This is a genomic window from Agromyces sp. Soil535 (assembly GCF_001428255.1).
Classification (GTDB): domain Bacteria; phylum Actinomycetota; class Actinomycetes; order Actinomycetales; family Microbacteriaceae; genus Agromyces.
Window position 1 is genome coordinate 278,262 of sequence record NZ_LMRW01000025.1, and the last position, 20,368, is coordinate 298,629.

Sequence of the window (20,368 nt, forward strand, 5' to 3'; positions counted from 1 at the left end):
GATCTGTGCACGTTCACAGAACCGCCCGAAGCGATCAGGGAGCCATGGAGACCAGAGTCGAGCAGCAGCGGTCCCGACCGGGATTCCGCCCGTTCCGCCATGACGGAATCGCGTTCGGGTGCGACTACAACCCCGAGCAGTGGGATCCCGAGGTCTGGAGCGAGGACGTCCGGCTCATGCGCGAAGCGGGCGTCGACCTGGTCGCGATCAACATCTTCGGCTGGTCCCAGGTCAACCCGCGGAAGGGCGACTTCGAGTTCGGTGCGCTCGACACCGTGATCGGGCTGCTCCATGACGCAGGCATCCGCGTGAACCTCGGCACGGCGACCGCGTCGCCGCCGCCGTGGCTGACGGCGCGGCATCCGGAGATCCTGCCTGTGGCCGATGACGGCACCACCCGCTTCCCCGGCGGTCGCCAAGCATGGTGCCCGAGCTCGCCGGTCTTCCGGCGCTACGCGCTCGAACTCGTCGAGCAGGTGGCCCGCCGCTACGGCGATCACCCCGCCGTGGCACTCTGGCACGTCTCCAATGAGCTCGGATGCCACAACGCGCACTGCCACTGCGCTGAGAGCACCGCGTCATTCCGCCGGTGGCTCGAACGCCGCTACGGCAGCGTCGCCGAACTCAACCGGGCATGGGGCACGAGCTTCTGGAGCCAGCGCTACGACGAGTGGACCGAGATCCTCACGCCGCTGCGAACGCTCTCGACCCGCAACCCGTCGCAGGTGCTCGACTTCCACCGCTTCAGCTCGGACGAGATGCTCGACTACTACCGGGCCGAGGCCGAGGTGATCCGCCGGCACAGCGAGGTCGCGATCACCACGAACTTCATGGTCACCGCGCACATCCGCACCCAGGATTACTTCGGCTGGACCCCCGAGGTCGACCTCGTCGCGAACGACCACTACCTCGACCACCGCCTCGACGACCCCACCGCCGAGCTCGCGTTCGCGGCCGACCTCACCCGCGGGCTCGCGGGAGGAGCGCCGTGGCTGCTCATGGAGTCGTCGACGGGTGCCGTCAACTGGCAGCCGCACAACCTGGCCAAGGCGCCGGGGGAGATGACGCGCAACGCCGTGCAGCACCTCGCCCGTGGCGCCGACGGGATCTGCTTCTTCCAGTGGCGTGCGTCGGCGCAGGGCTCGGAGAAGTTCCACTCCGCATTGCTGCCCCACGCCGGCACCGACTCCGGTGTCTGGCGGGAGGTCGTCGCCCTCGGCGGCCTCCTCGACCGCGTCGGCGAGCTCGCCGGCACCCGCGTCGCAGCCGACACCGCCCTGCTCTTCAGCTGGGACGCATGGTGGGCCTTCGACGCCGACATCCGGCCGAGCAATTCAGTCTCCTACCTCGACCAGGTGCACGCCCTGCACTCCGCCCTGCGGGCCGCGGGGGTCACGGCCGACGTGGTCCATCCCGCCGACGACCTGTCGAAGTACCGGCTCGTCGTGGTGCCCGGACTGTACGCGGTCACGGATGCCGCGGCCGACGCGCTCGACGCGTACGTGACGGCGGGTGGCACGGTGCTGGTCACGTGCTACAGCGGCATCGTCGACGAACACGATCGGGTGCGGCTCGGCGGGTACCCCGGCGCATACCGGGACCTCGTCGGCGCGCGCGCGGAGGAGTTCGCCCCGGTCCTTCCGGGGGCCGCGCTGACGCTCGAGTCCGGTGCCGCCGCAGGGCGCTGGAGCGAGCGCATCCGGGTCACCACGGCCGAGGTCGTCGATCGCTTCGCGGACGGACCGTCCGCAGGCGGGCCCGCGATCACGCGTAATCGGCGCGGAGCCGGCACGGCGTGGTACCTCGCGACCCTGCTCGGCGAGGAGAGCCTGCTCCGCCTCGTCGAGCGCATCGCGGACGAGGCCGGTGTGACCCGAGCCGAGGGTGCGAGCGCCGAGGTCGAGGTGGTGCGACGGATGTCCGCCACCCATGCCTACCGGTTCGTCATCAACCACGGCGACATCGACCTCGAGCTCCCCGCCACCGGCGAGGAACTCGTGACCGGGGCATCCGTCGCCGGTCGACTTGCGGTGCCGGCCGGCGCCGTTCGCATCGTTCGAGAGGAGGCCGTCGCATGACCACCGCAAGACCCATGACCACCGCAAGCCCCATGACCGTTCGACGATTCAAGGTGCCGCACAAGGGCGCGATCGTCGCGTTCATCCTGCCCTTCGCCGTGCTGTTCGCGATCTTCTACCTCGCGCCCATCCTGTACGCGATGTGGCAGTCCCTGCTCGTGGTGGAGCGCGACGGCACGTTCGGCGAGGCCCACGAGGTGTTCGGCGGGTTCGCGCAGTACGCGCTCGTATTCCAGAGCGAGCCGTTCTGGGCGTCGGTCGGGCGTGTGCTGCTGTTCGGCATCGTGCAGGTGCCGGTCATGCTCGGCCTCGCACTGCTGTTCGCCCTGCTGCTGGACTCCCCGCTCTTGCGTGGCAAGCGATTCTTCCGCCTCGCGTTCTTCGTGCCGTACGCCGTGCCCGGCGTGATCGCCGCGATCATGTGGGGGTTCCTGTTCTCGCCGAACCTCTCGCCGTTCACGGCGCTGACGAAGAACGTCGACTTCCTCGGTGCAGACCTGGTGCTCTGGTCGATCGCGAACGTCGTGACCTGGGTGTTCGTCGGCTACAACATGCTCATCATCTATTCGGCGCTGCTGGCCATCCCGCAGGAGGTCTACGAGGCCGCGCGGCTCGACGGCGCCGGCCAGGCGCGGATCGCCTGGTCGATCAAGATCCCGCTCGTGCGGCCGGCGATCCTCCTGACCGCCGTGTTCTCGATCATCGGCACCCTCCAGCTGCTCGCCGAGCCGCAGGTGTTCCGCTCGTTCAGCTCCGCGGTCATCAGCACCTACACGCCGAACATGACGGTGTACGCCACGGCGTCCGTGCCGAACCCGAACCTCGCCGCGGCGTTCTCGATCGTGCTCGCGCTCGCGACGTTCGTGCTGTCGTTCACGTTCCTCAAGATCACCCAGCGGAAGGATGCCTCATGAGCACCGCAACCAGGGCAGCGACCGTGCCCGCTCAGGTGAGCCGACCCACCGAGCCCCCCTCGGGCCGTCGAGGCGGCCCCAGCGAGCGCCTGATGAGCCGCACCGCCGCGATGCTCGTCATGGGCGTCTTCACGCTCTACTTCCTCGTGCCGATCTGGTGGCTGTTCGTGTCCTCGACGAAGAGCTCGGCGCAGCTGCTCACGACCCCGGCACTGTGGTTCGCGGACTTCAACCTGCTCGCGAACATCGAGGACCTCGTCACGTACCGCGACGGCGTGTACCTGAAGTGGATGCTGAACTCGGTGCTCTACGCCGGCCTCGGCGGCGCGCTCGCGACCCTGATCGCGGCCATGTGCGGCTACGCGCTCGCCAAGTACCGGTTCCCCGGCCGCGAGACGATCTTCAACGTGGTGCTCGGCGGAGTGCTCGTGCCCGCGACCGCCCTCGCGCTGCCGCTCTTCCTCATCCTCAGCCAGGTGCAGCTCACGGACACGTTCTGGGCGGTGTTCCTGCCCTCGATCGTGAGCCCGTTCGGGGTCTACCTGACGCGCATCTTCGCGGCGTCGTCGGTGCCCGACGAGCTGCTCGAGGCGAGCCGCATCGACGGCGCCGGCGAGATCCGCACGTTCTTCACGGTGAGCATCCGGCTCATGGCGCCCGCGCTCGTCACCGTGTTCCTGTTCCAGTTCGTCGCCATCTGGAACAACTTCTTCCTGCCGCTCATCATGCTGCGCTCGGAGGAGCTGTTCCCGGTGACCTTCGGGCTCTACACGTGGAACTCCCAGCTCAACCAGATCCCCGAGCTGCGGGCCTACGTGCTGGTCGGCGCCCTGCTGTCGATCATCCCCCTCATCGTCACGTTCCTGCTCCTCCAGCGCTTCTGGCGGTCCGGCCTGGGAGCCGGATCGCTGAAGTGACCGACGCCGCGCGGCGCCCGCCGTCCGGCCGACCTCAAGAAACCCACCCCTGAGAAACCCACCACCAAGAAACCCAACCCCTGAGAAGAAGGATCATCATGCAGCACACAAAGCACGCCGTCGTGGCAGCGGTGCTCGTCGGCACGTTCGCACTGGCCGGATGCTCGGCGTCGAGCAGCGGCGGGGAAGCGGCATCCGCGGACTGCACGCCCAGTGACAGCCCGGTCACGCTCGAGTTCACCTCCTGGATTCCGGGCATGGAGGATGTCGTCGCGACCTGGAACGAGGCGAACCCCGACATCCAGGTCGAGGTGCAGACCGGCCCGAGCGGCAACTCCGGCACGTACCAGAACTTCTTCAACCAGCTCGAGGCGGGCAACGCGCCCGACCTCGGCCAGATCGAGTACGACGCGCTGCCGAACTTCCGCGTGCAGGACGGGCTCGAGGATCTCGCGACGTGCGAGGACGTCGTCGCCGCGGAGGACGACTTCGTCGACTGGACGTGGGGCCAGGTCACGCTCGGCACCGACAGCAGCGTGTACGGCATTCCGCAGGATTCGGGCCCCGTGGCACTGTTCTATCGCTCCGACCTGTTCGAGGCGAACGGGATCCCCGTGCCGACCACGTGGGAGGAGTACAAGCAGGCGGCCGAGCACATCCGTGCGCTCGGCGGCTACATCACCAACTTCTCGCAGACCGACATCAACCAATTCGCCGGGTTCGTATGGCAGGCCGGCGGGGCGTGGTTCGGGAACGACGGTGATGCCTGGACCGTCGACCTCACCGGAGACGCGTCGGCCGAGGTGGCCGACTACTGGCAGGAACTGATCGACAACGACCTCGTCTCCACCGTTCCCGCCTGGACCGACGAGTGGAACAACGCCTACAACTCCGGTCAGGTCTGGACCTGGAACTCGGCCGTCTGGGGTGCCAACTCGATCGCCTCGGGCGCTCCCGACACGGCCGGCATGTGGTCGGTCGCTCCGTCGCCGCAGTGGAACGCGGGCGACACGGCGGCCGGCAACTGGGGCGGCTCCTCCATCGCCGTCTTCAAGGGCACCGACCACCTCTACGAGGCGGCGAAGTTCGCACTGTGGCTGAACACGTCGGACGAGGCGCTGACCGCCCTGAACGCATCCGCGAACATCTACCCCGCGACGAAGGCGGGTCTGGAACTGCCGGCACTGCAGGAGGGCGTCGAGTTCTACGGCGGGCAGGCGATCTACGACGTCTTCGCCGAGGCCGCGGGAGAGGTCGACCCGAACTTCCCCTGGGGCCCGACCATGACGCAGACGTACGCTGACGTGAGTGACGGCTTCAAGGCCGCCGTGAGCGGGCAGGGCACGCTCCTCGAGGCGCTCGAGTCGGGACAGCAGTCCACGATCGACGCTCTCGAGGCGCAGTCCATCCCGGTGAAGGAGTAGACCCGGTTGATCCACCACCTCCGCGCCGCGGGCGTCAGCCTCCTCCTCGACGCCCGCGGCGCGGGCGTGCCTGCCATCCTGCACTGGGGCCGCGACCTCGGCGACCTCGATGCCTCCGGGCTCGCGTCGATGGCGGATGCGCTCGTCCCCGGCATCCCCCCGGGCATCGAGTGGAACCTTGCGGAAGCGACGCCGCGGGAACTCGACGACATCGCGAATTGGACCGAAGTCTTCCGTCGAGAGCGGGCACTCATGCACTCGGGCACGGTGGTGCGCGGTGACGGGGCCGATGAGTCCCGGCTGGTGCACGGGGTGGTCGCCACGGACGCGCGTCGCGCGTTGTTCGCGGTCGTCGCGCTGGACTCTGCGGAGGCCGCCCTCCCTCCACTTGCGAGGCTGCCGGGCCTCGATCCCGATGCTCGCCACAGGGTGCGACCGCTCGCGCCGGGCGACCGTCCGCGCACCATCGTCGATGCCCCACCCGCATGGTGGGACCGCGGCAGCGCGGTGCTCACCGGTCGAACGCTCGCCGAGGTCGGCCTGCCGGTTCCCCTGCTCGCACCCGAGGAGGCGTTGCTGCTCGAGGTCGTCGCGGAGTGAAGGCCGTAAGCAGGCGACGTGCATCGGTGGTTCATGGGACAGTGTCCGCATGACCGACAACGACAGGACGGTCGTGGTGCCCGGGCGATACTCGCGGGTGGATCCGTGGGTGATCAGCGCCGACACCGAGGCCGAGATCGCGTTCCTCGAGGCGGTGTTCGATGGGCGGGAGACGCCCGGCTCGCGCATGCTCGGGCCCGACGGCCGCATCGGGCACGTCGAAGTGGAGATCGGCGACGCCGTGATCCTGATGTTCGACGCGGGCGCCGACTGGCCCGCGACGCCCTCGTACGCGCGGGTGTATGTGGCCGACACCAAAGCTGCCGTCGACCGGGCGGTCGCGGCCGGTGCCCACGTGGTGACGCAGCCGACCGAGCTCGCCTTCGGTGAGCGGGTCGCCCGGGTGCGCGATCCGCAGGGTCACCTGTGGTGGATCCACGAACGCTTCGAAGAGGTCGACCCCGCCGAGCTGGGGGAGCGCTTCGCCGACCCGGCGGCGTTGCAGGCGATGTCTTACGTGCGGGAGTCGCTCACTCAGGAGATGGGTCGCGCCAAGTAGGCGAGCTCGCCGCCGAGCTCAGCCCTGCTTCGTGCGCGCGTAGTGCCGGCGTGCCTTCTCTCGGTTGCCGCACGTCTCCATCGAGTGCCACCTACGGGCGTTCGCGCGGCTGTGGTCGATCAGGAAATGCTGGCAGTCGGATGCCGCACACGGGCGGATCCTCGAACCCTCGGGCGTCTGCAGTGCCGCCCACGCCTCGACGGCGCGCGCGCCGATCACCCGATCGGCCGGCACCTCCTCGCGCCACACGAGTCCGCGATCACTCATCTCGGCACGCCGCCGCATGACGTCGACCCATCGTGAGAGCACGTCGACGGATGTCTCGCCACGGAGGAATCCCACCAGGGCTTGACGCGCGGCGCGGGCGTCGGCGACCTCGGCGAGCGCGCCGGTGGCACCGTGCTCGCGCAGCCACGCCGCCGCCGCACGGTCGTCGCCGAGCTCGTCGGCGACGTGGTCGTCGAACACGAGCCTCGAGTTCACGAGGTCGAGCAGCAGGGACTCGCTGGTCTGCGTGGTCATGGCGGCATCCTTCTGGGTCGCCACCATTCTAACCGGATGATTCGATTTGACAGGTTGGAATTTCGGTGGTGTCATCGTGTTGTAACCATCACAACAACTCGAACCGGTTAGATAGTCCCGGTGAGATCCAAGAAGGAGGAGCCATGCCGTTCATCACCGTCGGAACCGAGAACTCGACGAGCATCGACGTCTACTACGAGGACCAGGGAAGCGGCCAGCCGGTCGTGATGATCCACGGGTACCCGCTCGACGGCCACTCGTGGGAGCTGCAGTCGGCCGCGCTGCTCGACGCCGGCTACCGCGTGATCACCTACGACCGCCGCGGGTTCGGCCAGTCGAGCCAGCCGACGGTCGGCTACGACTACGACACGTTCGCCGCCGACCTCAACACGGTGCTCGAGACCCTCGACCTGCGAGACGTCGTGCTCGTGGGCTTCTCGATGGGCACCGGCGAGCTCGGCCGCTACCTCTCCACCTACGGCAGCGCCCGCATCGCGAAGGCCGCGTTCCTCGCGTCGCTCGAGCCGTACCTGCTTCAGTCCGATGACAACCCCACCGGCGTTCCGGCCGAGGTGTTCGCCGGCATCGAGCAGGCCGCGAGGGCCGATCGGTACGCCTGGTTCGACGACTTCTTCCGCAACTTCTACAACCTCGACGAGAACCTCGGCACCCGCATCGGCGAGGCCGCGGTGCGCGCGAGCTGGGGCGTCGCCGCCGCATCGTCGTGGTTCGCGTCGTACGCCGTCGTGCAGAGCTGGCTCACCGACTTCCGCGCCGACATCGAGAAGGTCGACGTGCCCGCGCTCATCCTGCACGGCACCGCCGACCGCATCCTCCCCATCGACGCGACGGCCCGCGAGTTCACCAAGCGCCTGCCGAACGCCGACTACGTCGAGATCGAGGGTGCGCCGCACGGCCTGCTCTGGACGCATGCGTCCGAGGTGACCGAGGCGCTGCTCGCCTTCCTGCGCAAGTAGGCGACGGATGCCGCGTCGGCCAGCCGCGGCATCCGTGGAAAGCCGAGCGGCTCTGCGGGTTGAGGAGGCGCGAAGCGCCGTCTCGAAACCGGTTTGCGCGGGTCGGGTTTCGAGACGCCGGCTGCGCCGGCTCCTCAACCCGCGAAGGTCACGACGTCACCCAACGCACGCCGAGGGCTCGCCTTCGCCTCGCGGGTCGGGTGCCCGATGCGGAACGAGAGGAGGCCCTCGGCGGCGGGAACTCCGGTGAGGCGTACCCACGGCTCCGAGAACGTGTCGGGTGCGCCGGTCGCCTTCGCGTGGTCGATGCGCTCGGTGATCTGGTTCATGTGCTGGAACCCGAGGCCGAGCCGGGCGGCGTGCAGGTGCAGACGCTCGAGGAGTCGTCCACCAGCGAACTGCGCTCGCGGGTCGAGCACATCGTCGACGACGACCACCCCGTATGCCGCGGCGGTCGCGGTGTGCACGTTGCGCGTCGCATTCACCCAGAACCGGTCGCCGTCCTCGCGGGACGAGGCCGGAAGGATCTTCGCCATGGCGAGCGTGAACTCGTCGAAACCCTGGCAGTCCAGCGTGAGACCGTCGCGATGCCGATCGATGTCGGTGCGGTCGTTCCGGAACCACGAGAAGGCCTCGACCGACTGCTTGCGGTCGCCCACGATCGCCGTTGTCGCCTGTACGTAGAGCTCCCCGAGCCCCCGCTTCGCCTCGGCGTCGTCGATCGTCACGAGCCGGGCCGGCTCGTCGGCGCCGGCGACGGAGTCGAGTTCGGAGAGCGTCTCGCGGGTGAGCGGCTCGGTGGAGTACGGCCCGCGGTCGGTGTGGCGCTGCACGATCGTGGCCGCGAGCTCGGCCTCGGCTGCCGTCGCCGGCGAGGCGGGCCTCAATTCGACGACGGCAACGAGTGTGGGGTCGGATGCCGCGGGAAACGCGGTGACCCTGGCGTCGAGCCCTTGCGCCCGGGCCGCGACCACCATGTTCTCGACGGCGCATCCGATGCCGGCGATGTGTTCGCGCCCGCTCGCGTCGTTGAGGTGCATCCACCGTGAGGCATCCGAGGAGATCCGCACGGTGTCGTCTCGCACGTCGATGCGCCACGGCTGGGTGTTGTGCGGATTCGCTGCGAGGATGCCGGCGGCGACGACCGATTCGACTCCGGTCATCGACGGCCACGCCGACCAGAGCTCATACGGCGCGCCTGCCCCCGAGTTCCAGACTCCGTTCAGCGCGCCTCGGACGCCGGCCGTGCCAGCGGCTGCGACGACCACGCCGCCGACGCCGATGCCGAGCCACTTCAGCACGCCGCGCCGTGAGATGCCGCGCTTGCCGGGTTGCCGTTCGCCGGCACCTTCGCCCTCACCCTGCTCGAATCCCTCTGTGCTCATGACCCCGCGCCCCTTTCCGTTCGTCCAGCGCTTTCGCCCCCTCGTCGGTGAGCAACGACCGCAGGATGGCGCCCGCGAGGCCGGAGCCTCGTCCGGATGCCGGCTCCTCGGCGATCACCTCGAGGAAGGCGGGGGCGCACTCGCTCGCGATCCACGCGGTGACGACGACGTCGCGCAGGTTCGCCCGCGGTGCGGGATCGATGAGCAGGCCGGCATCGATGCCCGCCTGAGCGATGGTGGTGATGGCGTCGACGCCGGCCTCGAAGTTCCGCCGGTAGGCGGCGGCGAGCTCGGGGTCGGCGTGGAGCAGTGCGAAGAGCTCCCGCGGGAAGAACGCGTACCGTGCGGTCGCGGCGGGTTGGCGCTCGGCTGCGTGAACGAATTCGCGCAACGCGTCACCGGGATCACCGGAGTCAGCGAGGCCGGCGAGGGCGACGCCGGTGGATGCCGCGCTCCATTCCGCGAAGAGGGCGCGGATGATCGCCGCCTTGTTCGGGAACCAGTAGTACAGGTTGCCCGGGCTGACTCCGGCGTCGCTCGCGATTCGGTTGGCCGACACGTGCGCCGTGCCCCAGCGGTTGAAGAGCACCCGCGCCGACTCGAGGATCTCCTCACGGCGGAGGGCCATCCGCTGCGGAAGTCGCTGCTCCTCGGTTCGGGTCACGGTATTAGAGTAATCTCTCTAATAGGGCATCGCAAGACGACTGCTTGAGGGGCGAAGCCGCCAGTCACCGCAGACTCTGAGCATTCGGTTCGCGGCAGATCCGAAGCCACCCGGCCCGCGCTTCGGGTTACGGTCGACTATGGACGATCGTCGTGACCCGAACGGCGAGGACACCCGCTGGCGCCCAGGCAGGCACGGGCGCCGCCAGCCTCCACCGTGGACGCGCTCGCTCGCCGAGGGCGACGACGCCGGGTTCTTCGGGCCCGGCAGCGCGGTGTGGGCCGTCAACGGGGCGCTGCCCACGCTCGTCGCCGGCATCCGCGCGCTGCTGTTGCAGTCGCTGCATCCGGGGGCGATGGCCGGCGTGCACGACTGGTCGCACTACAACGAGGATCCGCTCGGGCGGCTCGACGGCACGGTCCGATGGGTCGCCATGACGACCTTCGGCGACCGACGCAGTGCGACCGCGGCATCCGTCCACGTCTCGCGGGTGCATGAGCGCGTCACCGGTACCTACATCGACGCTCACGGCGTCGCGCGCAGCTACGCCGCGAACGACCAGGTGCTGCTGCGCTGGGTGCACGACGCGTTCACCGAGGCGTTCATCGGGGCCCACCGGATCTGGGGCGGGCCGATCCCCGGCGGACCCGATGCGTACGTGCGGGAGTGGGCGCAGGCGGGGCGGCTCATGGGCGTCCAGGACCCGCCGACGACGGTGGCTGCGCTGCACGCCGAGATGACCGCGTTCCTGGTCGAGGCGAAACCCGATGAGCGGGTTGCGCAAGCCGTGAGCTTCCTGCGCCGGCCCGGGTTGCCGGGCCTCACTGGAAGGCTCTACCCGATCCTGTTCGGCGGCGCGGTCGCCTCGCTCGATCCGCGCTACCGCGAACTGCTGGGGCTCCGCCGGCCGTGGTGGCCCGCGGTCACGCTGACGCGGGCCTTCTTCGCCGTCGGCGTGCGCATGCTCGGCCGGATGTCGCCGAGCGAGCAGAACGCGCGCGCCCGGATCGCACGGCTCGAGGGCGAGTCGATGACGGTTGCCGAGTGAGGCGGCACACCCTCCTGGGAGCAGACGGCACCCCACTCGCCGTCCTCACGTTCGGCGAACACCGCGAGGGGGCGCCGGCGATCCTGCTCGTGCACGGATGGGCCCGGTCGGCGGCGTACTGGGACGAGATCGCGACTCAGCTCGGCCGCGACCGCCTCGTCGTCGTGCCGGCCCTGCGGATGCACGGGGAGTCGCTCCTGCTGCAGAGTGACGGCGTCGACGTGTCGATCCCGCTCCTCGTTGCGGACATGCGTGTCATCCTCGGCGGCCTCGGTGTGACCACCTGCTTCGCGGTCGGCCATTCGATGGGCGGACAGGTGGTCACGCTCCTCGCCGATCGCGAACCGGAGCTCGTGCGAGGCACGGTCGTGCTCGACCCCGCCTACGGCGCATCGGCCGACGAGATCGCCGCGGCCGAGGCACGACGACGAGCGCATGTCGCGACAGCCGAGGCCGAGTACCTGGAGCAGCATCCGGATGCGTCGCCGGAGGTCGTGCGACGATATGCGGACGCCTTGGCGGCGTTCTACGACTCGGAGTACCTGCTCGACCATTCGATCGGCGCGATCCAGGCGACCGGCCCGGTGCTCGAGCGCCGGCGCCGCCCGGCGCTCGCGGTGTACGCGACGGAGATCGGCGTCCAGACGGAACGAGCGCTCACCTCGGGCGCAGCCGTTCGACCGGAGATCCTCCGATGGGACCTGGGTGGTGGCCACGACTTCCCCGCGGCGCACCCTGGGCCCGTTGCGGATCTCATCGGCCGATGGATCTCCCGCACCTCTGCGGCGCGGTAGCGCCGCCTCGTCGCCTGCACCCGACGTTCGGAAACCGCATTCAAGATTGCGGAAACTGTTTCCAAGCATCCCGGCGTTGAGCGTGTCAGCTGTCGCCACATGGGTCAACCCGCCTTGATTCATCCCAATCATGGTGAATTCCGAAGGCTCGACGGATTCCGGGACGAATGGAACGCGCTTTCCATATTTGCTTGACATCGCCATTCCCGGGCGCTTACGGTGCTTTCTGTACCAACCGAGACTTCAACGGGGAAGAGACCGTCGTGACCCTGCGAACGCCATCAACCGCGGCAGCGGTTCGATTCCGCACGAGAGGCGGCCGGCCATGAGCGTCGACCTCGCCACCCGAACCGAAGACGTTGCGATCAGCGACGCGGTGGAGCGCCGAGGCCGCAAGCGCGGCATCCGATCGCGTCGAACGTGGCGTCGTCGCGACTACGGGTTGCTCGTGCTCGCCGCGCCCGCGGTCATCCTCCTGCTGGTGTTCGCCTACGGACCGATGGCCGGGCTCGTGGTCGCCTTCCAGGACTTCAACATCGCCGACGGCATCTTCGGATCGCCTTGGGCCGGCTTCCAGAACTTCGAGTTCTTCTTCACCTCCGGCAACGCCGGGCGCATCCTCTGGAACACGCTGGTCCTCAACGTCCTGTTCCTCGCCGCCACGCTCGCGTCCGGGGTCCTACTCGCACTCATGCTCAACGAGATCCGCGGACGCGTGACGAAGCGGTTCTTCCAGTCGGTCATCTTCATCCCGTACTTCGTGTCGCCCATCGTGGTGAGCATCTTCCTTCAGGCATTCCTCGCCGGGCCCGGGGGGCGCGGGGGACTGGTGAACGACTTCTTCGACGTCTTCGGGTTCCCGTCGGTCTCCTGGTACACCGAGCCCGGCCCGTGGCCGTGGATCCTCACGATCGTGAAGGTCTGGCAGCTGGGCGGGTACATGAGCGTGATCTTCCTCGCGGCGATCACGGCCATACCCGAAGAGGTGTACGAGGCCGGCATGATCGACGGCGCGAGCCGGGCGCAGATGGCCCTCCGCATCACGATGCCGCTGCTGAGGCCCACGGCCGCGATCCTGCTCGTCCTCGGCGTCGGCCGCATCTTCTATGGCGACTTCGCCACCATCTACGCGATCGTCGGCGACAACGGCACCCTGTTCGCGACGACGGATGTCATCGACACGTACGTCTTCCGCGCCCTCCGTACGTTCGGCGACTTCGGCACCACCGCCGCGATCGGCCTGTTCCAGTCCGTCGTCGGGTTCGCGCTCGTCGTCGTCGCCACGCTGGTCCAGCGGCGCTATGCGAAGGAGACGTCACTGCTATGACCGCCACGACCGTGAACACGTCAACGACGGCTCCGACGGAACCCCCCACTCTGCGCTCTCCAGCATCGGGGAAGGAGGCCCCGATCGCAGGCACTCCTCTTCGTCGCCGACGCCGGCAGCGACCCGAGGCGTTCACCATCGTCAGCTACATCGGGGTGATCGCCTTCGGCCTGACCTGCCTGATCCCGTTCTGGATGGTGGTCGCGGGTTCGCTCACCGCCGAGTCCACGCTGTCCCAGCGCGGCTACTCGTTCTGGCCCGACCCGCTGTCGTTCGACGCCTATGCCACGATCTTCGCCGGCAACCGAGTGTGGCTGTCATATGGGGCGACGCTGTTCATCACGATCGTCGGCACCGTGATCGCGGTCGCAGCGACATCCGGACTGGCGTGGGTGATCGCGCGGGGCCTGCCCCTCGTGAGCCGCCCCCTCGCCGTGTTCGCGTACATCCCCATGCTGTTCACCGGCGGCCTCGTCCCGATGTACATCCTCGTCACCCAGGTGCTGCAACTGCGGAACTCGCTGTTCGCCGTCATCCTCCCGCTCGTGATCGCCCCCTTCCTGGTCTTCGTGCAAGTGAGCTTCTTCCGCGGCACGCCGCAGGAGATCCTCGACTCCGCCCGCATCGACGGCGCCGGGGAGCTGCGCATCTTCTTCCAGATCGTCCTCCCGATCTCGAAGCCCGTCATCGCGGTGATCGCCCTGTTCTACGCGGTCACGTTCTGGAACGAGTGGTTCCACGCGCTCCTGTTCATCAGCGACACCAGCAGCTACCCGCTCCAGCTGGTGCTGCAGAACCTGATCTCGAGCGTCGCGAACGCTGCGGACCTCGGCTCCACCGTGTCGGCGCCGGTGTACCAGATGCGGCTTGCGATGACCGTCATCACCATCGGTCCGATCCTGCTCGCGTACCCGTTCGCCCAGCGCTATTTCGTGAAGGGCCTCACCCTGGGCGCGACGAAGGGCTGATCCCCACCCCGCAACACCCAACCCCCACCCCCGCAACACACGTTCCATCACCTAGGAAGGACGCACCATGACGGCACTCCCCAACGGCCGCGGGCTGTCACGTCGAGGATTCCTCGCCGGAGCCGGCGGCGCAATTGCAGCTCTCGCGCTCGCCGCCTGCACCCCCGGCGGAGGAGGCGGGGGCACTCGCAGCTCCTACGGCCTCCTGCTGCCCGGTGACGTTCCCCCGCAGTGGGATCGGATCCGCGACGCGGTCAACAAGAAGCTGAAGGCGGACCTCGGCTTCGAGTTCAAGCCCGAGTTCATCAACTGGAAGAACTACGCGTCGCAGTCACTGCTGAAGTTCACGGCGGGTGAGGAGTTCGAGACCGCGCTGAGCGCCCGATGGCTCAACATCGCGCAGCTCATCGAATCGAACGCGCTGATGCCGCTCGACAGCGCCATCGCGAGCGGCGACTACCCGAACCTGACCGCGGCGATCGACAAGAGCGCGTTCGACGCGAACCGCTGGACCGACGGCTCGATCTACGGCATCCCCGCCGTCAACAGCGCCGCCCGCATCCACCACCACGTCGCTCGCGGCGATCTCGTGGACAAGTACGCCGGCGGCAGCATCTCGACCTTCGACGAGCTCGAGAAGTTCTGGTACGACGTCGTGCAGAAGGAGGGGATCCCCGGATACATCAACCGCAACTCCGTCTTCGACGTGCTGGGCGCGCCCACCGGCAATCTCTATGCGCAGGGCTGGGAGACGCCCGACCTCATCCCGCTGTACTTCTCGAGCGACTCACTGCTGTTCGTCCCGGGCAAGAACGCCGCATCCATCGGATCTGCGAACGCCGTCCCGTTCTGGGAGTACGAGCCCTACGTGGAGTCGCTCCGTCGCGTGCGGCAGTACTACCAGGACGGCATCATCAACGCCGACCGCCTCAACGCCGACCCGGCGACCCTCCGGGCCCAGTTCGACGGCGGCGGTGCGGCGACGATCTGGGGCATCACGGATGGCCTCGACACGTCGGGACACCTGGCCCAGCTCGAGAAGGCGGTGCCGGGCGCGACGCTGGTCACGCTCCTTCCGTTCCAGGACGGCGAGAGCGCCAAGCCCAACCAGACCTTCCAGGCGGACAACGTCGTCGTCGTGAATGCTCGAGGCGCCGACAACGAGGCCGCACTCAAGTTGCTCGACTGGGTCTCGGTCCAGGAGAACCACGACCTGCTCCAGTACGGCGTCGAAGGCACCGATTGGAAGGCGGTCGGCGACGATGCCTATGAGGCGACGGGCGAGTACAACAACTTCCCCGGCTACGCGCTCAGCTGGCGCATCCCGCTGGAGCGGAAGTTCTCTCGCATGAGCGAGACGGAGGACCGCTGGTTCGAGTGGTCGAAGAGCTACGAGAACTTCACGCTCGACCCGTTCGCCAGCTTCATCCCAGACCTCAGCGAGGTCGAGAACGAGCACTCGCAGATCACCGCCGCGATCGCCGAGTACGGCAACCCGCTCTGGGCCGGCGCGGTCGACGTCGACGAGGGCCTCGACAACCTGAAGCGGGCGGTCGACCAGGCCGGGCTCGCCGCGGTGCAGGCGGAGCTCAACACGCAGGCCGACGCCTACCTGGCGTCGCAGTAGTCGTGTTCCGGGGCTCCCGGACCCTCCCCGCCGGGAGCCCCGAAACGCACGCACAACGAAGGAGCAGTGTGATCGAATACGCTGTCGCAGTCGGCTCGAATCGGCTTGCGGAACGTCTGTTCGGGTCCTCGTTCGAGGAGCTGGCGGATGTCCCGGCCGAGCGAGTCGGCGGTGTGCTCACCGAGTTCGACTCGGACGTCTCGCGGCGAGTGCTCGAGCGGGCGGACGTGCTGGTCACCGGGTGGGACACGCCCCCGCTGACGGCCGCCACGCTCGACGCGGCGCCGCGGCTCCGACAGGTGATCCACGCAGGCGGTGCCGTCGAGTGGCTGTTCCCCGACGGCATGCGCGGCATCGCGGCATCCGACACCGGCGCGGTGAACGCCGTTCCCGTCGCCGAATACGCGTTGGCCATGGTCGTCCTCGCGAACAAGGATGCCTTCCGAGCTCGGGAGCTCTATCGCGACCGGCGCGCGTTCATCGACCGCGAGGAGGAGTTCGCGGCGAGCGGGAACCACATCCGGACGGTCGGGGTGGTCAGCGCTTCGCGAACCGGCAGGGCGCTCATCGAGTTGCTGCGGCCCTTCGCGACGCTTCGCGTGCTGGTGTACGACCCTCAGCTCAGCACCCGGGACGCCCGTGCTCTCGGCGTGACGTCGGTCACCCTCCGCGAGCTCATGCGCGTCAGCGACGTGGTCACGCTCCACCCCCCGGTGCTCCCCGACACGATCGGGATGATCGACGCGGAGATGCTCGCGCTCCTGCCCGACGGGGCGACGCTCATCAACACCGCCCGCGGCGAGATCGTCGACCACGCCGCCCTGGAACGCGAACTCCGTCGACAGCGGATCAAGGCGATCCTCGACGTGACCGACCCCGAGCCGCTGCCGGCGTCATCGCCCCTGTACGACCTGCCGAATGTCTTCCTCACCCCGCACGTCGCCGGATCGATGGGCACCGAGCTGCGACGCATGGGCGGCGAGGTCGCCTCGATCCTCACCCGATTCGTCGGGAATGAGCGGCTCGCACGGGGCATGCCGCTGGGTTGAAAGCGTTTCCGTTAGGGTTCCGAAGAGGTCAGGAGGCACATGTCGACAATGGGCGAATCCGCTTCGACACGCGCCGCTCGCCTGTCCGATGTCGCTCGACTCGCCGGCGTCTCCGCGGCCACGGCGTCTCGCGCGCTCAATGGCAGCGACAGGGGGGTTCGCGAGGTCAATCGGGTGAAGGTGCTCGAGGCGGCCAAGACCTTGGGCTACGCCACGAATGTCGCGGCCCAGGCCGTCGCGCGGGGCCGGAACCGCGGCGTCACCCTGGTGGTGAAGGGCATGCCCGACGACTACGCCAACCCGATCATCGCCGGCGTCGTCACGGCGGCGCAGCGTCGCAGGCTGCCGGTCACGATCACGTCGGCGGGCACCGATCCGGCCGATCTCGTCGAGTCCGTGCACAACGCCCGCGGCCACCGCCCGGAGTTCCTCATGATCACCGGTGGCCGGGCGACGGATGATGCGACGATCCCCGAGCTCGTCGACGCCCTCGAGCGCTACGAAGCGGAAGGCGGCAGGGTCGTGCTCATCACCCAGCCGGGCCTGCCCTTCGACACCGTCGCCTACGAGAACCGCAAGGGCGGCTACGACATGGCGCGGACGCTGGCCGACCTCGGATATCGCGACTTCGCCGTCATCTCCGGGATGAAGCACGGCCTCACACAGCGCGATCGCACGGACGGGTTCGTCGATGGTCTCGCCGAGTCCGGCATCCGGATCACGGCAGACAGGATCCTGATCGGCGAGTTCAACCGCGACGCGGCTTACGCGATGACGGGAGACCTGCTGCGCCGAGGCATCCCGGTCGATGCGATCTTCGCGGTGAACGACGCCATGGCGCTCGGCGTGCTGACGTTCCTCCGGGACGCGGGGCGTCGGATCGCCGTCGCCGGATTCGACGACATCAAGGCGCTCAGGGACATCACCCCGTCGCTGACCACCGTGCATCTGCCATGGGAGCAGGTGGCCGATGAGGCGTTGACGATGGCGATGGGCCCGCGCGGCGACGGGCCGCGGACCATCATGATCGAGGGGCATGTCGTCGTACGCGAGAGCACGCCGCGAGTAGCGCAGTAGCTCGGATGGCGAGCGCTGGCCGTTCGGGTTCTGGGACGGGACGCCGTCGGAGTCGCTCATGCTGCAGGGTCTACTGAGCGCCGATCATGTCGATCATGTTGGTCGCGTCGGTCGGCGAGTCGGGTGGGTGATTTGGTGATGGCGCGCCAGCTGCCGCCGGGGTCGAGCCAGGCGGGTGGGCGGATGTGGGGGACGCCGTGGAGCATCCGGATGCCCCAGCCGGAGGTGTCGATGGTGCGGTGAATGCTCCTATGCACTGTCAAGGGTGATTTCGAGGTCGGCTTGGAGTGCTCGGTAGAGCTCTCTGACGACGGCTCGTTTGAGGCAGCGGATGATCTCCTTCTTGGTCTTGCCTTCGGCGGTGCGTTTGGCGACGTAGGCGCGGGTGGGTGCATGCCAGCGGAGCCGGTTAATGACGATCATGTGGATCGCGGAGTTCGCGGCCCTGTCACCGCCCCGGTGGAGTCGGTGGCGGACGGTGTTACCGGAGCTGGCGGGGATCGGCGCGACACCGCAGATCCGTGCGAGCGCGGCTTCGGAGTGGAGCCGGTCCAGGTTCTCGCCAGCGGTGGTGAGGATCTGACCGGCGGCCTCGGTCCCGACACCGATAGCGGCCAAGAGCGTCGGGGTGTGCTGGCGCAGGATGAGGTTGAGCTCGTCGTTGGCTTCCGCGATCTCCTCGTCGAGTTGCTGAACCCGGCGCGCCAAGCGACGCAGCATGCGACGGGCGGTCACCGCCGGGTCGTCAAGAGCGAAGTGAGCGGGCGGGCGGAGCGTCGCGCAGCGTGCCACCAAGGCCGCGCGCTCGTAGCCGGCCAGGCGTTCGCGGAGGTCCTCGGGCGCACCCCAGAGCACGCCGTGGATCTGTTGGATCGCGACGCGACGTGCTCGCGCGGCGCCGCGCCGAGTCGCGCGAATCAACCGCACTGCTTCGACAAAGCCTTCGCGCCCCTTCGGGATGGTCGATGCGGTGCCGCTAAGTGCGGCGCGTGCGGCGTTGATCGCGTCGATCGGATCGGACTTTCCTCGTGCTCTGCGATCCTGCCGGTTCGGTCGGATGACCTCGACAACCAGGACCTGGTTGCTCTCGAGGTGTCGCTGCAACCCAGAGCCGAACGATCCCGTCCCCTCGACGCCGACCTTGATCAGCACCCCGAAAGCGAGCATCCACTTCAGCATCTGCGCATACCCGGCCGCGGTCGCGGGAAACTCCCGGTCGCCGAGGACCTGGCCGGTGGCTGCTTCCAGCGCCGCGGCATGGTGCGTGAGCTTGTGGGTATCGACTCCACCGACCACGGCTACGGCCCGCTCGGGTCTGCTGCATGGATAGGTGACGGGTTGTAGTCACGCAGCCAGTGCGGCTGGCGTGTTCATGATGGCCTCGAACTCGATCGGGGTCAAACGACCGAGCCGGGCCTGACGTCGGCGGCGGTGGTAGGTYCGCTCGATCCAGGTGACGATCGCGATGCGGAGTTGGTCGCGGGTGGTCCAGGCGGCCCGGTTGAGGACGTTCTTCTGCAGCAGGCTGAAGAACGATTCCATGGCCGCGTTGTCGCCAGCCGCGCCGACTCGGCCCATCGACCCGACCATGCGGTGGCGGGCCAGGGCGCGCAGGAACTTCCGGGAGCGGAATTGACTGCCCCGGTCGCTGTGGACCACGCATCCGGCGACGTCACCGCGCCGGGCGATGGCGTTCTCCAGCGCGTTGACGGCCAACTGGGACTTCATCCGCGAGTCGATCGAGTACCCGACGATCCGGTTCGAGAACACGTCCTTGATCGCGCAGAGGTAGAGCTTGCCCTCTCCGGTGCGGTGCTCCGTGATGTCCGTCAACCACAGTTCGTTCGGGGCGTCGGCGGTGAAGTCGCGGCCGACGAGGTCGTCGTGCACCGGCGGACCGGGACGCTTGCCCTTGCCGCGCTTGCGCTTCCCGAACRCGCTCCACCAGCCGTTGTCCGCGCAGATCCGCCACGCGGTGCGGTCGGCCATCGGCTCGCCGGCGTCGCGGGCCTCGTCGGCCAACAGCCGGTGCCCGAACTCGGGGTCGTCGCGATGCGCGTCGAACAGTGCGTTCGCGCGGTACGCCGCCACCACTTCGCTATCGGCAATGGGTTCCCGCAGCCACCGGTAGTAGGGCTGGCGAGCGAGCTTGAGCACCCGGCACGTCACCGCGACGGGAACTCCGTCGGCGGCGAGCTCACTCACGAGCGGGTAGAGCCTTTTCCCGGCAGGCTTGCCTGCGACAGATACGCGGCGGCCCGCCGCAGCACCTCGTTCTCCTGCTCGAGCAGACGGTTCCGCTTGCGCAACTCCCGGAGCTCGTCGGACTCACTGCGCGTCTGACCGGGCGCCGTCCCATCCTCGACCTTGGCGCGGTGCAGCCACTTCTGCAACGTCATCGGGTGAACACCGAAGTCGTTCGCGATCTGCTCGATCGT

At 68.5% G+C, this 20,368-nt stretch carries 19 protein-coding genes; 14 read left to right on the forward strand and 5 right to left on the reverse strand.

The genetic code is table 11. The annotated features are described in order from the left end of the window. Positions 1-44 precede the first annotated feature (44 nt). The 6 genes from ASG80_RS18395 (at position 45) to ASG80_RS18420 (ending at position 6,492) form a co-directional block, all read left to right on the forward strand. Positions 45-2,078, forward strand: coding sequence for a beta-galactosidase (locus ASG80_RS18395; RefSeq protein WP_056733361.1), 2,034 nt, complete (start codon positions 45-47; stop codon positions 2,076-2,078). Beyond that, complete coding sequence (locus ASG80_RS18400; RefSeq protein WP_056733363.1) at positions 2,075-2,992, forward strand: carbohydrate ABC transporter permease; 918 nt, start codon at positions 2,075-2,077, stop codon at positions 2,990-2,992. The genes ASG80_RS18395 and ASG80_RS18400 overlap by 4 nt, the downstream gene beginning before the upstream one ends. Continuing rightward, positions 2,989-3,909 carry a carbohydrate ABC transporter permease gene (locus ASG80_RS18405; protein WP_369816282.1) on the forward strand — a complete coding sequence of 307 codons (921 nt, stop codon included), beginning with the start codon at positions 2,989-2,991 and terminating at the stop codon, positions 3,907-3,909. Before ASG80_RS18400 ends, ASG80_RS18405 begins: the two co-directional genes overlap by 4 nt. Positions 3,910-4,007: 98 nt before the next feature. After that, the gene (locus ASG80_RS18410) at positions 4,008-5,333 is read left to right on the forward strand and encodes an ABC transporter substrate-binding protein (protein WP_056733367.1); all 1,326 of its coding nucleotides are present in this window, start codon (positions 4,008-4,010) and stop codon (positions 5,331-5,333) included. Positions 5,334-5,339: 6 nt separating this feature from the next. Next, the gene (locus tag ASG80_RS18415) at positions 5,340-5,933 is read left to right on the forward strand and encodes a GH36 C-terminal domain-containing protein (protein WP_056733369.1); all 594 of its coding nucleotides are present in this window, start codon (positions 5,340-5,342) and stop codon (positions 5,931-5,933) included. 49 nt (positions 5,934-5,982) lie between these two features. Next, on the forward strand, positions 5,983-6,492 hold the full coding sequence (locus tag ASG80_RS18420; protein ID WP_056733372.1) for a VOC family protein: 510 nt from the start codon (positions 5,983-5,985) through the stop codon (positions 6,490-6,492). An 18-nt stretch (positions 6,493-6,510) separates the two neighbouring features. On the opposite strand, the gene ASG80_RS18425 is transcribed toward ASG80_RS18420, so the two are convergent. Further along, positions 6,511-7,014 carry a CGNR zinc finger domain-containing protein gene (locus tag ASG80_RS18425; RefSeq protein ID WP_056733466.1) on the reverse strand — a complete coding sequence of 168 codons (504 nt, stop codon included), beginning with the start codon at positions 7,012-7,014 and terminating at the stop codon, positions 6,511-6,513. 143 nt (positions 7,015-7,157) lie between these two features. Here ASG80_RS18425 and ASG80_RS18430 point away from each other — a divergent pair, with 143 nt between their 5' ends. After that, entirely contained in the window at positions 7,158-7,991 is an 834-nt protein-coding gene (locus tag ASG80_RS18430) for an alpha/beta fold hydrolase (RefSeq protein ID WP_056733374.1), read from the forward strand. Between the two features lie 134 nt (positions 7,992-8,125). On the opposite strand, the gene ASG80_RS24215 is transcribed toward ASG80_RS18430, so the two are convergent. Beyond that, complete coding sequence (locus tag ASG80_RS24215; RefSeq protein WP_200952612.1) at positions 8,126-9,376, reverse strand: hypothetical protein; 1,251 nt, start codon at positions 9,374-9,376, stop codon at positions 8,126-8,128. Further along, positions 9,348-10,040 (reverse strand): TetR/AcrR family transcriptional regulator, encoded by a 693-nt coding sequence (locus tag ASG80_RS18440; RefSeq protein WP_156401943.1) that lies wholly within the window; start codon positions 10,038-10,040, stop codon positions 9,348-9,350. Before ASG80_RS18440 ends, ASG80_RS24215 begins: the two co-directional genes overlap by 29 nt. Positions 10,041-10,179: 139 nt before the next feature. On the opposite strand from ASG80_RS18440, the gene ASG80_RS18445 reads away from it, so the two are divergent. The 7 genes from ASG80_RS18445 (at position 10,180) to ASG80_RS18475 (ending at position 17,930) form a co-directional block, all read left to right on the forward strand. Further along, positions 10,180-11,088 (forward strand): oxygenase MpaB family protein, encoded by a 909-nt coding sequence (locus ASG80_RS18445; RefSeq protein ID WP_082590635.1) that lies wholly within the window; start codon positions 10,180-10,182, stop codon positions 11,086-11,088. Further along, positions 11,085-11,882, forward strand: a complete 798-nt coding sequence (locus ASG80_RS18450; RefSeq protein ID WP_056733378.1) for an alpha/beta fold hydrolase — start codon at positions 11,085-11,087, stop codon at positions 11,880-11,882. The genes ASG80_RS18445 and ASG80_RS18450 overlap by 4 nt, the downstream gene beginning before the upstream one ends. Positions 11,883-12,207: 325 nt before the next feature. Beyond that, on the forward strand, positions 12,208-13,209 hold the full coding sequence (locus ASG80_RS18455; RefSeq protein ID WP_156401944.1) for a sugar ABC transporter permease: 1,002 nt from the start codon (positions 12,208-12,210) through the stop codon (positions 13,207-13,209). Continuing rightward, positions 13,206-14,177 (forward strand): carbohydrate ABC transporter permease, encoded by a 972-nt coding sequence (locus ASG80_RS18460; protein ID WP_056733380.1) that lies wholly within the window; start codon positions 13,206-13,208, stop codon positions 14,175-14,177. Before ASG80_RS18455 ends, ASG80_RS18460 begins: the two co-directional genes overlap by 4 nt. A gap of 67 nt (positions 14,178-14,244) precedes the next feature. Next, a complete protein-coding gene (locus ASG80_RS18465) occupies positions 14,245-15,804 on the forward strand; it encodes an ABC transporter substrate-binding protein (RefSeq protein WP_056733382.1) in 1,560 nt (519 codons plus the stop codon). A 68-nt stretch (positions 15,805-15,872) separates the two neighbouring features. After that, a complete protein-coding gene (locus ASG80_RS18470; RefSeq protein WP_056733384.1) occupies positions 15,873-16,853 on the forward strand; it encodes a hydroxyacid dehydrogenase in 981 nt (326 codons plus the stop codon). Positions 16,854-16,892: 39 nt separating this feature from the next. Then, positions 16,893-17,930, forward strand: coding sequence for a LacI family DNA-binding transcriptional regulator (locus tag ASG80_RS18475; RefSeq protein WP_082590639.1), 1,038 nt, complete (start codon positions 16,893-16,895; stop codon positions 17,928-17,930). Positions 17,931-18,179: 249 nt separating this feature from the next. Here ASG80_RS18475 and ASG80_RS18480 read toward each other — a convergent pair whose 3' ends face one another. Beyond that, positions 18,180-19,226 (reverse strand): IS110 family transposase, encoded by a 1,047-nt coding sequence (locus ASG80_RS18480; protein ID WP_056733388.1) that lies wholly within the window; start codon positions 19,224-19,226, stop codon positions 18,180-18,182. A gap of 48 nt (positions 19,227-19,274) precedes the next feature. Next, positions 19,275-20,368, reverse strand: a protein-coding gene (locus ASG80_RS18485; RefSeq protein WP_235508393.1) for an IS3 family transposase whose coding sequence is annotated in 2 segments (ribosomal slippage) — positions 19,275-20,153 and positions 20,156-20,368 — 1,092 coding nt annotated over the 2 segments. Because the reading frame shifts where the segments join, the coding sequence is not laid out codon by codon here. This gene is flagged as partial in the annotation.